This is a genomic window from Streptococcus mitis (assembly GCF_023109235.1).
Lineage (GTDB): Bacteria > Bacillota > Bacilli > Lactobacillales > Streptococcaceae > Streptococcus > Streptococcus mitis_DA.
The window spans coordinates 1-12288 of record NZ_JALDUC010000016.1; the positions used below are offsets into that span (position 1 = coordinate 1).

Here is a 12288-nt window from a genome sequence, read left to right on the forward strand (position 1 = left end):
TAATTCCACCATAAAAATCCGTTTTAGACTAATTTCCACTTTGGTCAGGCAAGTGGAAGTTACTTTGAGAAGTTACCTTTTCTCCCCTACCAAATCCCATTAACTATTTTGGCTTTATTTCCAGAAGATTTTATGGTAAAATGAAGAGTAACAATATTTATTAAAGAGGTAAAAACATGATTGAAGCAAGCAAATTGAAAGCTGGTATGACATTTGAAACTGCAGACGGAAAATTGATCCGCGTTTTGGAAGCTAGCCACCACAAACCAGGTAAAGGAAACACAATCATGCGTATGAAATTGCGTGATGTCCGTACTGGTTCTACATTTGACACAAGCTACCGTCCAGAAGAAAAATTCGAACAAGCTATTATCGAAACTGTTCCAGCTCAATACTTGTACAAAATGGATGAAACTGCCTACTTCATGAACACTGAAACTTACGACCAATACGAAATCCCAGTCGTAAATGTTGAAAATGAATTGCTTTACATCCTTGAAAACTCTGATGTGAAAATTCAATTCTACGGAACTGAAGTGATTGGTGTAACTGTACCAACTACTGTTGAATTGACAGTTGCTGAAACACAACCATCTATCAAAGGTGCGACTGTTACAGGTTCTGGTAAACCAGCAACTATGGAAACTGGACTTGTTGTCAACGTTCCTGACTTCATCGAAGCTGGACAAAAATTGATCATCAACACTGCAGAAGGAACTTACGTTTCTCGTGCCTAATCTCTAGAAAGAGGTCATTCTATGGGAATTGAAGAACAATTTGGCGAAATCGTTATCGCTCCACGTGTACTTGAAAAAATCATTGCCATCGCAACTGCTAAAGTTGATGGTGTCCACTCATTTTCAAATAAATCCGTATCTGATACCCTATCAAAACTCTCTCTTGGACGCGGCGTCTACTTAAAAGAAAGCAACGAAGAACTAACTGCTGACATCTACCTCTATCTTGAGTACGGTGTGAAAGTACCAAAAGTTGCTCTTGCTATTCAAAAAGCAGTCAAAGATGCTGTCCGTGATATGGCTGATGTGGAACTTTCTGCTGTCAACATCCATGTTGCAGGAATCGTTCCAGACAAAACACCAAAACCTGAGTTGAAAGATCTATTTAACGAGGACTTCCTCAATGACTAGTCCATTATTAGAATCTAGACGCGAACTTCGTAAATGCGCTTTTCAAGCTCTTATGAGCCTTGAATTCGGTACAGATATGGAAACAGCTTGTCACTTTGCCTACACGCATGACCGTGAAGATGCAGATGTGCAAATCCCTGCCTTTCTTCTAAACTTGGTTTCTGGCGTTCAAGCTCAAAAAGACGAGTTGGATAAACAAATCAACCAGCACCTCAAGTCAGGCTGGACAGTTGAACGATTGACCTTGATCGAAAAAAACTTACTACGCTTGGGTATCTTTGAAATCACATCATTTGATACACCTCAGCTGGTAGCAGTCAATGAAGCCATTGAACTTGCTAAGAATTTTTCAGATCAAAAATCAGCCCGTTTTATCAATGGACTGCTTAGTCAATTTGTAACTGAAGAAAATGAATAATCGAAAAGGTGTTTGGTCTTCCAAGCACCTTTTACTTCGTCCTTGATACAGAGTAAGAACCACATAAAAACTAGAACTGACTGCCAGTTCTAGTTTTTATGTATTCTGAGGTATTAGTATTTTCTAAATCGTTGATAACGTTCTTCCAACAACGCTTCTAACGATTTTTGTGAAAGTCTAGCTAGCTCATCTTGGAGTTCTTTTTTGACATTCTTAATTAATTCTTTGCTAGAAAGTCCTGCTTCAGAAATCACCTTGTCCACCACGTCCATTTCTAGCAGCTCGTGTGAAGTGATTTTCATCAGTTCAGCCGCTTCCATGGCACGAGTTCCGTCCTTCCATAAAATGGAAGCAAAGCCTTCTGGACTGAGAATAGCATAGATAGAATTTTCCAGCATCCAAACACGGTCTGCGACTGCTAGAGCCAGAGCCCCGCCTGAACCACCTTCTCCTATAATGATGGCGATAATCGGAACTTTCAGGTCACTCATTTCCATGAGATTGCGAGCAATAGCTTCTCCCTGACCACGTTCTTCCGCTCCCACACCAGGATAGGCACCTGCAGTATTGATAAAGGTCACAACTGGACGACCAAACTTTTCAGCCTGTTTCATCAAACGTAGGGCCTTACGGTAGCCTTCTGGATGCGGTTGACCAAAATTCCTCTTGAGGTTATCTTGTAAACTCTTGCCTTTTTGGATACCAACCACTGTTACAGCTTGGTCCCCAAGCCAGCCAATACCACCAACAACTGCACCATCATCACGAAAAGAACGGTCACCATGTAATTGGATAAATTCATCAAAAATGCCTGTCGCAAAGTCCAAGGTTGTCAAACGACTCTGCTCACGCGCTTCTCTGACTATTTTTGCAATATTCATCTAGGACACCCTCCATGCAATCTGACTAGACTAGCAATCGTATCTGGTAAGTCTCTTCTTTTGATAATAGCATCCACAAAGCCATGTTCCAATAGGAATTCTGCCTTTTGGAAATCCTCAGGTAAGCTTTCACGAACCGTATTTTCAATCACACGACGCCCAGCAAAACCAACCAAACTTTGTGGTTCAGCTAGAATGATATCGCCTTCCATAGCGAAGGAAGCTGTTACACCACCTGTCGTTGGATCTGTCAAAATGGTCAGGTAAAAGAGGCCTGCATTTGAATGGCGTTTAACCGCTGCAGAAATCTTGGCCATCTGCATGAGACTCATGATCCCTTCCTGCATACGGGCGCCACCAGAGGCTGTGAAGAGAACAACTGGCAATTGTTCGACAGTCGCATACTCAAACAAGCGAGTGATTTTCTCACCTACAACTGTACCCATAGAAGCCATGATAAAGTTAGAATCCATAATCCCAAGAGCCACAGTCTGACCTTTTATAAGAGCTGTTCCTGTCACAACGGCTTCATCCAGACCTGTTTTTTCACGCATAGTTGCTAGTTTCTTTTGATAACCAGGGAAATGCAAGGGATCCTTGCTTTCAATCCCTGTAAACAATTCCTTGAAGGTTCCCATATCAATCGTCAAAGCCAAGCGTTCTTGGGCAGAAATACGAAAGGTGTAACTACAGTGCGGACAGATACGCTCACTTCCCAGATCCTTCTGATAAATGGTATGCTTACAGCCTGGACACTGGGAGAATAATTCATCTGGAACCTCTGGCTTGGCTTGAGGTTTTTCCCTAACCGAACGATTGGGATTGATTCGAATATACTTATCTTTTTTACTAAATAGAGCCATTGATTCCCCTTTTCGGTTTAAACTCTTGAAGTCATTTTATTCTTTTTCTTGATACTTGGGTAAAAAGGTTTCCATCAAGAAGGAAGTATCGTAATCTCCAGCAATGACATTGCGATCTGAAATGAGGTCAAGCTGGAAATCTGCATTGGTCTGCACCCCTTCAATCTCTAATTCATAGAGGGCACGTTGCATTTTCATCAAGGCATCAAAACGATTTTCACCGTGAACGATGATTTTAGCAATCATACTATCATAATAAGGTGGAATGGTATAGCCTGGATAAACTGCTGAATCCACGCGCAAGCCAACTCCACCACTTGGCAGATGGAGATTGGTAATCTTACCTGGACTAGGAGCAAAGTTGAAGGCTGGATTTTCTGCATTGATACGACACTCGATGGCATGACCGCGTAGGACAATATCTTCTTGCTTAACAGACAGAGGCTGACCTGCCGCAATGCGAATCTGTTCCTTAACGATATCCACACCTGAAACAAATTCTGTTACTGGATGTTCTACTTGTACACGAGTATTCATCTCCATAAAATAGAATTTACCACTGGCTTCATCAAGAAGAAACTCAATGGTCCCTGCATTTTCATAACCAACAGACTCTGCAGCTCGAACAGCAGCCGCACCGATTTCATGACGCAGCGTTTTTCCGATTGCAATTGAAGGACTTTCTTCCAAAACCTTTTGGTTATTCCGTTGAAGAGAACAATCCCGTTCACCCAAGTGAATCACATTTCCGTGTTCATCTCCTAAGATTTGAACCTCGATATGACGAGCTGGATAGATGACCCGTTCTATGTACATGGCACCATTGCCATAATTAGCCTTGGCTTCACTAGAGGCGGTCTCAAAGGCTGAAACGAGGTCTTCTGGTTTTCCAACCTTACGAATCCCTTTACCACCACCACCTGCTGAAGCCTTGAGCATAACAGGATAGCCAATTTTTTCAGCAACAATCAAAGCTTCCTCAGAGTTATGCACTTCTCCATCTGAACCTGGAATGACAGGTACACCTGCCTTGATCATCTGAGCACGTGCATTGATTTTATCCCCCATCATATCCATGACATGTCCAGATGGGCCAATAAACTTGATACCAACTTCTTCACACATGGTCGCAAATTTGGAATTTTCACTGAGAAATCCAAAACCTGGGTGAATAGCTTCTGCCTCAGTCAAGACTGCAGCTGATAGAACCGCATTAATATTGAGATAAGACTCAGTTGCCTTACCAGGGCCGATACAAACCGCTTCATCTGCCAAAAGCGTATGAAGAGCTTCCTTATCAGCAGTTGAATAAACCGCCACCGTCGCAATGCCCAATTCACGCGCCGCACGGATAATACGAACCGCAATTTCACCACGATTGGCAATTAAAATTTTTCGAAACATGGAGAACCTCCTTAGTTCCCTATTGCAAAGGTAAGAGTTCCACTGGCCGCAAGCTTGCCATCCACTTCAGCCTTTGCTTCAACCACAGCTATGGTGCCACGACGTTTTACAAACGTTGCCGTCATAACTAATTGGTCACCTGGTACAACTTGCTTCTTAAACTTGACCTTGTCCATACCAGCGTAAAAGACTAGTTTACCTTTATTTTCAGGTTTTGATAACTCCAAGACACCAGCTGTTTGCGCCAAGGCTTCCATAATCAGAACACCTGGCATGACAGGGTATTGAGGAAAATGACCGTTGAAGAAGGGCTCATTGATGGTTACATTTTTGATGGCAACAATGGTATCCTCGCTCACTTCCAACACACGGTCTACTAGGAGCATAGGATAACAGTGGGGAAGGGCTTCTTTGATTCCTTGAATATCGATCATTTGATACGTACCAATCCTTTACCAAACTCAACCATTTCTTCGTTAGAAACGAGAATTTCTGTTACCACACCATCCTTAGGTGCTGGAATTTCATTCATGACTTTCATGGCTTCGATGATCACCAATGTCTGACCTTTTTTGACACTATCACCAACTGAAACGAAGGCAGGTTTATCAGGACCAGCAGCCAAGTAAGCCACCCCAACAAGTGGACTCTCTACAACATCTCCCTCAGCAGCCACACTTGCTTCAGCTGGAACTGGGACATCTTCTGCTACAGTCTCTGCTGGAGTAGATGTAGGAACTACTGGACTTGGTGTTGCTAGAACGGGCGCTGGAGCGACTTGAGCTGCAACTTCAGACACAACTCTCGCTTCATTCTTGCTAAACTGCAACTCATCCGTCCCATTTTTATAAGAAAATTCTCTCAAACTTGATTGGTCAAATTGGGCCATCAAGTCTTTAATATCGTTTAAATTCATACTTATTTATTCTCCCAACGTTTGAAAGCAAGAACTGCATTGTGGCCACCAAAACCAAAGGTATTTGAAATAGCGTATGGAATTTCTTGCTCCAAGCCTTGTCCATAAACGACATTGGCTTCGATATAATCTGATACTTCACTTGTTCCAGCTGTCATTGGTACAAAGTTATGACGCATAGCTTCGATTGTAACGATAGCTTCTACAGCACCCGCAGCCCCCAGCAAATGGCCCGTGAATGATTTGGTTGATGACACAGGTACTTCCTTACCAAGAACAGCTACAATAGCTCCACTTTCTCCTTTTTCATTAGCAGGAGTTGACGTTCCGTGAGCATTGACATAGGCTACTTGCTCTGGAGAAATCTCAGCTTCTTCCAAGGCTAGTTTGATGGCCTTGATAGCTCCCTGACCTTCTGGATGAGGAGAAGTCATATGGTAGGCATCACAAGTATTTCCGTAACCAACTACTTCAGCAAGGATGGTTGCCCCACGTTTTTCAGCGTGTTCAAGACTTTCAAGAACCAACATCCCTGAACCTTCACCCATAACAAAACCATTACGGTCCTTATCAAATGGAATAGAAGCACGAGTTGGATCCTCTGTAGTAGAGAGAGCTGTTAGGGCTTGGAAACCAGCAATAGCGAAAGGTGTAATAGAAGCTTCCGAACCACCTACCAACATAACATCTTGGAAACCAAACTTGATTGAGCGGAAGGCATCCCCAATCGCATCATTTGATGAAGCGCAGGCAGTATTGATAGATTTACAAACACCGTTTGCTCCAAAACGCATAGCAACATTTCCTGAAGCCATATTTGGCAAGGCTTTTGGAAGGGTCAATGGTTTCACACGTTTTGGACCTTTATCATTTAAGCGAAGTACTTGATCTTCAATTTCCTTGATTCCACCAATACCAGAGGCAACAATAACACCAAAACGATCCTTGTCAATAGCCTCTACATCCAGATTGGCATGATTGACAGCCTCTTGGGCTGCGTACAAAGCATACAAAGAATAGTTATCAAAACGATTGGTATCTTTCTTTACAAAGTATTTATCAAAAGGAAAATCTTGAATTTCTGCTGCATTATGCACATCAAAGTCACTATGATCAAATTTTGTAATTTGGCCAATTCCGATTTTTCCAGTTGTCAAACTATTCCAAAATTCTTCTGGTGTATTTCCGATTGGAGATGTTACTCCATAACCTGTTACTACTACGCGATTTAGTTTCATCTTTTTTACCTCTAGCTTCTGCTACATACTTAAGCCACCATCAATGGCAACCACTTGACCAGTTAGATAATCTTGGCCTGCTAAAAATACTGTCAAATCTGCAACCTGCTCTGCCTGCCCAAATTCTTTCATAGGAATTTGTGCCAGCATAGCATCTTTTACCTTGTCTGATAGAACAGCTGTCATATCGGACTCAATCATTCCAGGTGCAATAGCATTAACCCTGATATTGCGATTGGCCACTTCACGCGCCACAGACTTGGTAAAACCAATCAAACCAGCCTTAGAAGCTGCATAGTTAGCTTGACCGATATTTCCCATCAAACCAACTACGCTAGACATATTAATGATAGCACCTTCTCTGGCTTTCATCATCGGTTTCAAGACTGATTGTGTCATGTTAAAGGCACCAGTTAAGTTAACTTTAAGCACTTTTTCAAAATCCGCTTCTGTCATCTTGAGCATCAGGGTATCTTGAGTAATTCCTGCATTGTTAACCAAAACATCTACTGAACCCAGCTCTGCAATAGCTTTCTCAACCATACGCTTAGCGTCTGCAAAATCTGATACATCTCCTGATATAAGAACCACCTTGACACCATAGTTTGAAAACTCAGCGAGCAATTCTTCTGAAATTGCACCACGACTGTTTAAAACAATATTGGCTCCTGCTTGAGCAAACTTGTGGGCAATAGCAAGACCAATTCCACGACTCGAACCTGTAATAAAGATATTTTTATTTTTTAGTTGCATTCTTTTCTCCTGTTTCCTCTTGTATTTATGGGAGAAGGGATTACTTGTTTTCTAGCAAGGCTTCCAAGCTAGCCTGATCTTCAACATTGGCTAATTTAGCTGTCTTATCAATTTTTTTCACAAAGCCTGACAAGACTTTCCCCGGACCAATCTCGATAAAGTTGGTTACGCCTGCTTCTTGCATGACCCCAATACTTTCATAGAAACGAACTGGCTCCTTGACCTGACGCGTCAAAAGTTGAGCAATGTCTTCTTTTTTCATAACTGCAGCTTCTGTATTGCCGACTAGGGGACAAGTGAAATCTGAAAAACTTACCTGAGCTAGAGTTTCAGCTAGTTTCTGGCTAGCAGGCTCAAGGAGAGCGGTATGAAAAGGTCCTGAAACCTTGAGAGGAATCAAGCGTTTGGTGCCTGCTTCCTGCAAGAGTTCTACAGCTCGATCAACTGCAACCACTTCTCCACCAATCACGATTTGTGCAGGTGTATTATAGTTGGCTGGGGTAACCACTCCGAGTTCAGAAGCTTTTTGACAGGCTTCCTCAATGACCTCTACTGGCGTATTGAGAACTGCTACCATCTTGCCAGAACCAGCAGGGGCCGCTTCTTCCATATAGGCTCCACGCTTAGCAACTAAGGCAACAGCTTCTTCAAAATCCAAGGCGCCGCTGGCCACCAAGGCAGAATATTCCCCAAGGGACAAACCAGCAACCATATCAGGCTGATAGCCCTTTTCTTGCAATAAACGGTAAATAGCAACTGAAGTCGCTAAAATAGCTGGTTGCGTATAGCGGGTCTGGTTAAGTTTTGCTTCTTCCGTATCAATGAGATAACGCAAATCATAACCGAGTACCTGACTCGCTTGATCAATCGTTTCTTTGACAATAGGGTAGTGATCATAGAGATCCCGTCCCATACCTAGATACTGGGCACCTTGGCCAGCAAATAAAAAGGCCGTTTTAGTCATTTCTTACAACTCCTGCCCAACGAGAGGCTTCTTCTTGAATTTTCTTAGCTGCTCCGTAATACAAATCTTTTAGGATTTCTTCAACGGTTTCTTCTTTGGAAACAAGCCCAGCAATTTGACCTGCCATAACAGATCCACCATCCACATCTCCGTGAACAACTGCTTTGGCTAGTGCACCTGCTCCCATTTGTTCAAAAATTTCCAAATCTGGATTTTCTTGTTTAAAGGCATCTTTCTCAGCTTTTTCAAAATCACGAGTCAATTGGTTTTTAATCGCACGAACAGCATGTCCAAAGTGTTGAGCTGAAATCGTAGTATCGATATCTCTAGCTTTTAAAATTTTCGCCTTATAATTTGGATGGGCATTAGACTCTTTTGCAACGACAAAGCGAGTTCCAACCTGAACAGCTTCTGCACCTAGCATAAAGCCAGCTGCAGCACCTTCACCATCTGCAATCCCTCCTGCAGCAATAACAGGAATAGATACAGCAGCAGCAACCTGGCGCACCAAGGTCATGGTTGTTAATTTACCGATATGCCCCCCAGCTTCCATTCCTTCTGCAATAACGGCATCTGCACCGATTTTTTCCATGCGTCTAGCTAGGGCAACACTTGGAACAACAGGAATAACCGTAATACCAGCTTCATGGAAACGTTCCATGTATTTGCTTGGATTTCCTGCACCTGTTGTCACTACCTTAACACCTTCCTCGATAACGAGGTCTACAATATCTTCCACAAAGGGAGACAAGAGCATAATGTTGACACCAAAGGGTTTATCAGTCAATGATTTGATTTTATCAATATTTTCCTTGACAACTTCTTTAGGGGCATTCCCCCCACCGATAATCCCTAGTCCTCCAGCCTTGGAAACAGCTCCTGCCAAATCACCATCAGCAACCCAGGCCATTCCTCCTTGAAAAATAGGATAATCAATGTTCAATAATTCTGTAATACGCGTTTTCATAGTGCCTCCATCGTTTCTTGCTTACGTAATAGTTCGATACCGTCATAATTTGACAATCAAACTATTGCCTAAACAAGAGGGAGCGGGTTTCCCTACTCCTTCTATCTTATATTCTGCTTATTTTGTTTGCTCTTCAACATAGGCAACCAAGTCACCAACTGTTTTCAAGTCATCTTCTGCTTCGATTTGGATATCAAAAGCATCTTCGATTTCTGAGATTACTTGGAACAAGTCCAATGAATCTGCGTCCAAATCATCAAAAGTTGATTCAAGTGTTACTTCTGATGCGTCTTTCCCAAGTTCTTCAACGATAATTTCTTGTACTTTTTCAAATACTGCCATGATAGGACTCCTTTAAAATAAATAGTTTTTTTATAACAATGTGTTCACCACATGATTACCTAAATTGTAAGAATGAGCGTGCCCCATGTCAAGCCTCCACCGAAGCCTGATAGTAGAACAGTCTGGCTACCATCTAAACGGATGAGGCCTTGTTCTACACACTCTGAAAGTAAAATCGGGATACTGGCTGCACTGGTATTGCCATATTCCATCATATTGGCTGGAAGTTTATCTCGGTTAACACCAATTTTTTTAGCCATTTTATCCAAGATACGGTCATTAGCCTGATGAAGTAGCAGATAATCCAAGTCTGTTGCCTCTACAGGAGATTCTTCAATAGTCTGCTTGATAGACTTGGCTACATCCCGAATAGCAAAATCAAAGACTGCGCGCCCATCCATCTTCAAAAATGAATCTGCACTTTCTTGATCTGAAAACGGAGAATGCAAGCCTGAATGTCCATAAGTTAGACACTCGCTACGACTCCCATCACTATTGAGACTCTCAGCCAAAAAATGCTCTTTCTCGCTAGCTTCTAGCAAGACTCCACCAGCACCATCTCCAAACAAAACAGCTGTTGATCGGTCTGACCAATCGACTGCTTTAGAGAGGGTTTCACTACCAATCACCAAGCCTTTTTGAAAGCGACCAGAAGCGATAAACTTTTCAGCAGTTGAAAGAGCAAATACAAATCCACTGCAAGCTGCTGTTAGGTCAAAAGCAAAGGCCTTATTAGCACCAATATTAGCTTGAACACGAGCAGCTGTAGAGGGCATCATCGAATCGGGAGTAATGGTAGCTAGGATGATAAAATCCAACTCCTCTCCTGTGATTTCAGCTTTTGCCATCAGTTTCTTAGCAACCTCTGTAGCCAAATCACTAGTAGATTCTGTTCTTGAAATATGCCTTTGTCGTATTCCCGTCCGACTTGAAATCCACTCATCATTGGTATCCATAATCTGAGCCAAATCATGATTTGTAACCACTTGCTCTGGCACATAATGAGCAACCTGGCTTATTTTTGCAAAAGCCATTATCTCAAATCCTCCAAAAATTGATAAAGATTGGTCAAGCCTTTACTCATAACCTCCATTTCTTGCTTACTCATACCATCAATGATTTTTTCAACCATGGCCTTGTGGAAGCGTTTATGTAGCCTATGAACCAAGCGACCTTTCTTTGTCAAATGCAGATGCACCACACGACGATCATGTTCTGAACGAATGCGTTCAATGTAACCCTTGCGTTCGAGATTATTCAAACTAGTCGTAACTGTCCCAAGAGTCACCATCAACTCTTTCGACACTTGACTTGGTGTCACGTCTGGGAATTTCCCAATTACATCAATCGTATGCATTTCTTTGATGGAGATATCCTTGAAACGACTACCCCTCAAGCTAACTTCCTCAATAACGAGGACATTGTTAAATATAGACGTTAAGTATTCATTAATTCGTTGGTAGTCCAATCTTTCCTTCCCTCCTTTTCAAAAAAACTTTTAGAATCAAAACATTTGACAAAAGAATTATATCAAAGTTCAAAGAATGGTGCAAGTATTTTTTTATTTTCCTGTAAATTTAGGTCGTCTTCTTTCCGAATGAGCCCGAACTCCTTCTTTGAAATCCTCTGTTTGAGCTAAGGATTCCTGTAGGTTCAGTTCTAAAGTAGCATAATCTTGCCAATCTTTGAATTGGCTCTCCCACACCAACTTCTTAATGGCAGCATAGGAATTGCTTGAACCACGTCTTAATTTTTTAAGAAGCTGTTCTCTCGTCTTTTCAAGTTTATCAGCTTCACAGACACGGTAAACCAGCCCCCACTCTAGAGCTTTTTCTGCGTTCAAAGCCTCACCTGTCATAGCTAATTGAGCAGCACGCGTCACACCAATACTTCGACTCAAGAGATGAATTCCTCCTGCATCCGGAGCCAAGCCAACTCCAACAAAGGCTTGGATAAATTTAGCCTTATCCGTTGCCAGACAGAAATCTGCAGCAACAGCCATATTCGCTGCGGCACCTGCAACAGCCCCATCAACCTCCATCAAGACAGGTTTAGCAATTTGCTTGATTTTATAAGAAATAGTATTGACCAATTCTGCGATTTTCGTCAATGATGGAATATCATCCTCATCGACTGCTCGCTTCATCTCAACCAAATCTCCCCCAACAGAGAAGACTTTGCCATTCGCGTTGATTAAGACAAAATGCACAGCCGGATCCTCGTCTGCCAAAGTCAGAGCTTCTAAAATCTCCTCACACATAGGAATATGAAAACCATTCGCGACCTCAGGACGATTCAAGGTAAGAATTGCCAAATCCTCTTCAAGCTGATAAATAATGTGTTCCATCAGGACTCCTTTTTATTTTATAAGCAGTTTAAATTATTCTATTTTCA

The 12288-nt window shown here is 42.2% G+C and carries 16 protein-coding genes; 3 read left to right on the forward strand and 13 right to left on the reverse strand.

The genetic code is table 11. The features are described 5' to 3' along the window. Nucleotides 1-176: 176 nt before the first annotated feature. From efp to nusB, 3 genes are read left to right on the forward strand one after another with little or no spacing between them, the layout of a single operon-like run. Entirely contained in the window at nucleotides 177-737 is a 561-nt protein-coding gene (efp, locus tag M1F55_RS08560; RefSeq protein ID WP_000568643.1) for an elongation factor P, read from the forward strand. Between the two features lie 21 nt (nucleotides 738-758). Then, nucleotides 759-1148: an Asp23/Gls24 family envelope stress response protein gene (locus M1F55_RS08565; protein WP_020902992.1), complete on the forward strand. Its 390-nt coding sequence runs from the start codon at nucleotides 759-761 to the stop codon at nucleotides 1146-1148. Further along, a complete protein-coding gene (nusB, locus tag M1F55_RS08570) occupies nucleotides 1141-1566 on the forward strand; it encodes a transcription antitermination factor NusB (RefSeq protein ID WP_049546925.1) in 426 nt (141 codons plus the stop codon). Before M1F55_RS08565 ends, nusB begins: the two co-directional genes overlap by 8 nt. A 113-nt stretch (nucleotides 1567-1679) precedes the next feature. Here nusB and M1F55_RS08575 read toward each other — a convergent pair whose 3' ends face one another. The 13 genes from M1F55_RS08575 to M1F55_RS08635 form a co-directional block, all read right to left on the reverse strand. Continuing rightward, the gene (locus tag M1F55_RS08575; RefSeq protein WP_049546926.1) at nucleotides 1680-2447 is read right to left on the reverse strand and encodes an acetyl-CoA carboxylase carboxyl transferase subunit alpha; all 768 of its coding nucleotides are present in this window, start codon (nucleotides 2445-2447) and stop codon (nucleotides 1680-1682) included. Then, entirely contained in the window at nucleotides 2444-3310 is an 867-nt protein-coding gene (accD, locus tag M1F55_RS08580; RefSeq protein ID WP_023946550.1) for an acetyl-CoA carboxylase, carboxyltransferase subunit beta, read from the reverse strand. The genes M1F55_RS08575 and accD overlap by 4 nt, the downstream gene beginning before the upstream one ends. A gap of 36 nt (nucleotides 3311-3346) precedes the next feature. Next, on the reverse strand, nucleotides 3347-4714 hold the full coding sequence (gene accC, locus M1F55_RS08585) for an acetyl-CoA carboxylase biotin carboxylase subunit (protein WP_247947676.1): 1368 nt from the start codon (nucleotides 4712-4714) through the stop codon (nucleotides 3347-3349). Nucleotides 4715-4725: 11 nt separating this feature from the next. Further along, a complete protein-coding gene (fabZ, locus tag M1F55_RS08590; protein ID WP_247947677.1) occupies nucleotides 4726-5148 on the reverse strand; it encodes a 3-hydroxyacyl-ACP dehydratase FabZ in 423 nt (140 codons plus the stop codon). Continuing rightward, the gene (gene accB, locus M1F55_RS08595) at nucleotides 5145-5630 is read right to left on the reverse strand and encodes an acetyl-CoA carboxylase biotin carboxyl carrier protein (protein WP_247947678.1); all 486 of its coding nucleotides are present in this window, start codon (nucleotides 5628-5630) and stop codon (nucleotides 5145-5147) included. Before accB ends, fabZ begins: the two co-directional genes overlap by 4 nt. Nucleotides 5631-5632: 2 nt before the next feature. Beyond that, a complete protein-coding gene (gene fabF, locus M1F55_RS08600) occupies nucleotides 5633-6868 on the reverse strand; it encodes a beta-ketoacyl-ACP synthase II (protein ID WP_045604895.1) in 1236 nt (411 codons plus the stop codon). A gap of 21 nt (nucleotides 6869-6889) precedes the next feature. Next, nucleotides 6890-7621, reverse strand: a complete 732-nt coding sequence (gene fabG, locus M1F55_RS08605; protein ID WP_049516242.1) for a 3-oxoacyl-[acyl-carrier-protein] reductase — start codon at nucleotides 7619-7621, stop codon at nucleotides 6890-6892. A gap of 40 nt (nucleotides 7622-7661) precedes the next feature. Continuing rightward, nucleotides 7662-8585 carry an ACP S-malonyltransferase gene (fabD, locus tag M1F55_RS08610; RefSeq protein ID WP_084927827.1) on the reverse strand — a complete coding sequence of 308 codons (924 nt, stop codon included), beginning with the start codon at nucleotides 8583-8585 and terminating at the stop codon, nucleotides 7662-7664. Next, nucleotides 8578-9552 (reverse strand): enoyl-[acyl-carrier-protein] reductase FabK, encoded by a 975-nt coding sequence (gene fabK / locus M1F55_RS08615; RefSeq protein ID WP_247947679.1) that lies wholly within the window; start codon nucleotides 9550-9552, stop codon nucleotides 8578-8580. Before fabK ends, fabD begins: the two co-directional genes overlap by 8 nt. A gap of 117 nt (nucleotides 9553-9669) precedes the next feature. After that, complete coding sequence (locus M1F55_RS08620; RefSeq protein ID WP_000257838.1) at nucleotides 9670-9894, reverse strand: acyl carrier protein; 225 nt, start codon at nucleotides 9892-9894, stop codon at nucleotides 9670-9672. A gap of 59 nt (nucleotides 9895-9953) precedes the next feature. Further along, the gene (locus tag M1F55_RS08625; protein WP_247947680.1) at nucleotides 9954-10928 is read right to left on the reverse strand and encodes a beta-ketoacyl-ACP synthase III; all 975 of its coding nucleotides are present in this window, start codon (nucleotides 10926-10928) and stop codon (nucleotides 9954-9956) included. Then, on the reverse strand, nucleotides 10928-11362 hold the full coding sequence (gene fabT, locus M1F55_RS08630; protein WP_000386352.1) for a fatty acid biosynthesis transcriptional regulator FabT: 435 nt from the start codon (nucleotides 11360-11362) through the stop codon (nucleotides 10928-10930). The genes M1F55_RS08625 and fabT overlap by 1 nt, the downstream gene beginning before the upstream one ends. 93 nt (nucleotides 11363-11455) lie before the next feature. Then, nucleotides 11456-12241, reverse strand: a complete 786-nt coding sequence (locus M1F55_RS08635) for an enoyl-CoA hydratase (RefSeq protein ID WP_247947681.1) — start codon at nucleotides 12239-12241, stop codon at nucleotides 11456-11458. Nucleotides 12242-12288: the final 47 nt, after the last annotated feature.

Coding starts and splice junctions, on each gene's coding strand:
- efp (WP_000568643.1), top strand. CDS start 177: ATGATTGAAGCAAGCAAATTGAAAGCTGGTATGACATTTGAAACTGCA.
- M1F55_RS08565 (WP_020902992.1), top strand. CDS start 759: ATGGGAATTGAAGAACAATTTGGCGAAATCGTTATCGCTCCACGTGTA.
- nusB (WP_049546925.1), top strand. CDS start 1,141: ATGACTAGTCCATTATTAGAATCTAGACGCGAACTTCGTAAATGCGCT.
- M1F55_RS08575 (WP_049546926.1), bottom strand. CDS start 2,447: ATGAATATTGCAAAAATAGTCAGAGAAGCGCGTGAGCAGAGTCGTTTG.
- accD (WP_023946550.1), bottom strand. CDS start 3,310: ATGGCTCTATTTAGTAAAAAAGATAAGTATATTCGAATCAATCCCAAT.
- accC (WP_247947676.1), bottom strand. CDS start 4,714: ATGTTTCGAAAAATTTTAATTGCCAATCGTGGTGAAATTGCGGTTCGT.
- fabZ (WP_247947677.1), bottom strand. CDS start 5,148: ATGATCGATATTCAAGGAATCAAAGAAGCCCTTCCCCACTGTTATCCT.
- accB (WP_247947678.1), bottom strand. CDS start 5,630: ATGAATTTAAACGATATTAAAGACTTGATGGCCCAATTTGACCAATCA.
- fabF (WP_045604895.1), bottom strand. CDS start 6,868: ATGAAACTAAATCGCGTAGTAGTAACAGGTTATGGAGTAACATCTCCA.
- fabG (WP_049516242.1), bottom strand. CDS start 7,621: ATGCAACTAAAAAATAAAAATATCTTTATTACAGGTTCGAGTCGTGGA.
- fabD (WP_084927827.1), bottom strand. CDS start 8,585: ATGACTAAAACGGCCTTTTTATTTGCTGGCCAAGGTGCCCAGTATCTA.
- fabK (WP_247947679.1), bottom strand. CDS start 9,552: ATGAAAACGCGTATTACAGAATTATTGAACATTGATTATCCTATTTTT.
- M1F55_RS08620 (WP_000257838.1), bottom strand. CDS start 9,894: ATGGCAGTATTTGAAAAAGTACAAGAAATTATCGTTGAAGAACTTGGG.
- M1F55_RS08625 (WP_247947680.1), bottom strand. CDS start 10,928: ATGGCTTTTGCAAAAATAAGCCAGGTTGCTCATTATGTGCCAGAGCAA.
- M1F55_RS08635 (WP_247947681.1), bottom strand. CDS start 12,241: ATGGAACACATTATTTATCAGCTTGAAGAGGATTTGGCAATTCTTACC.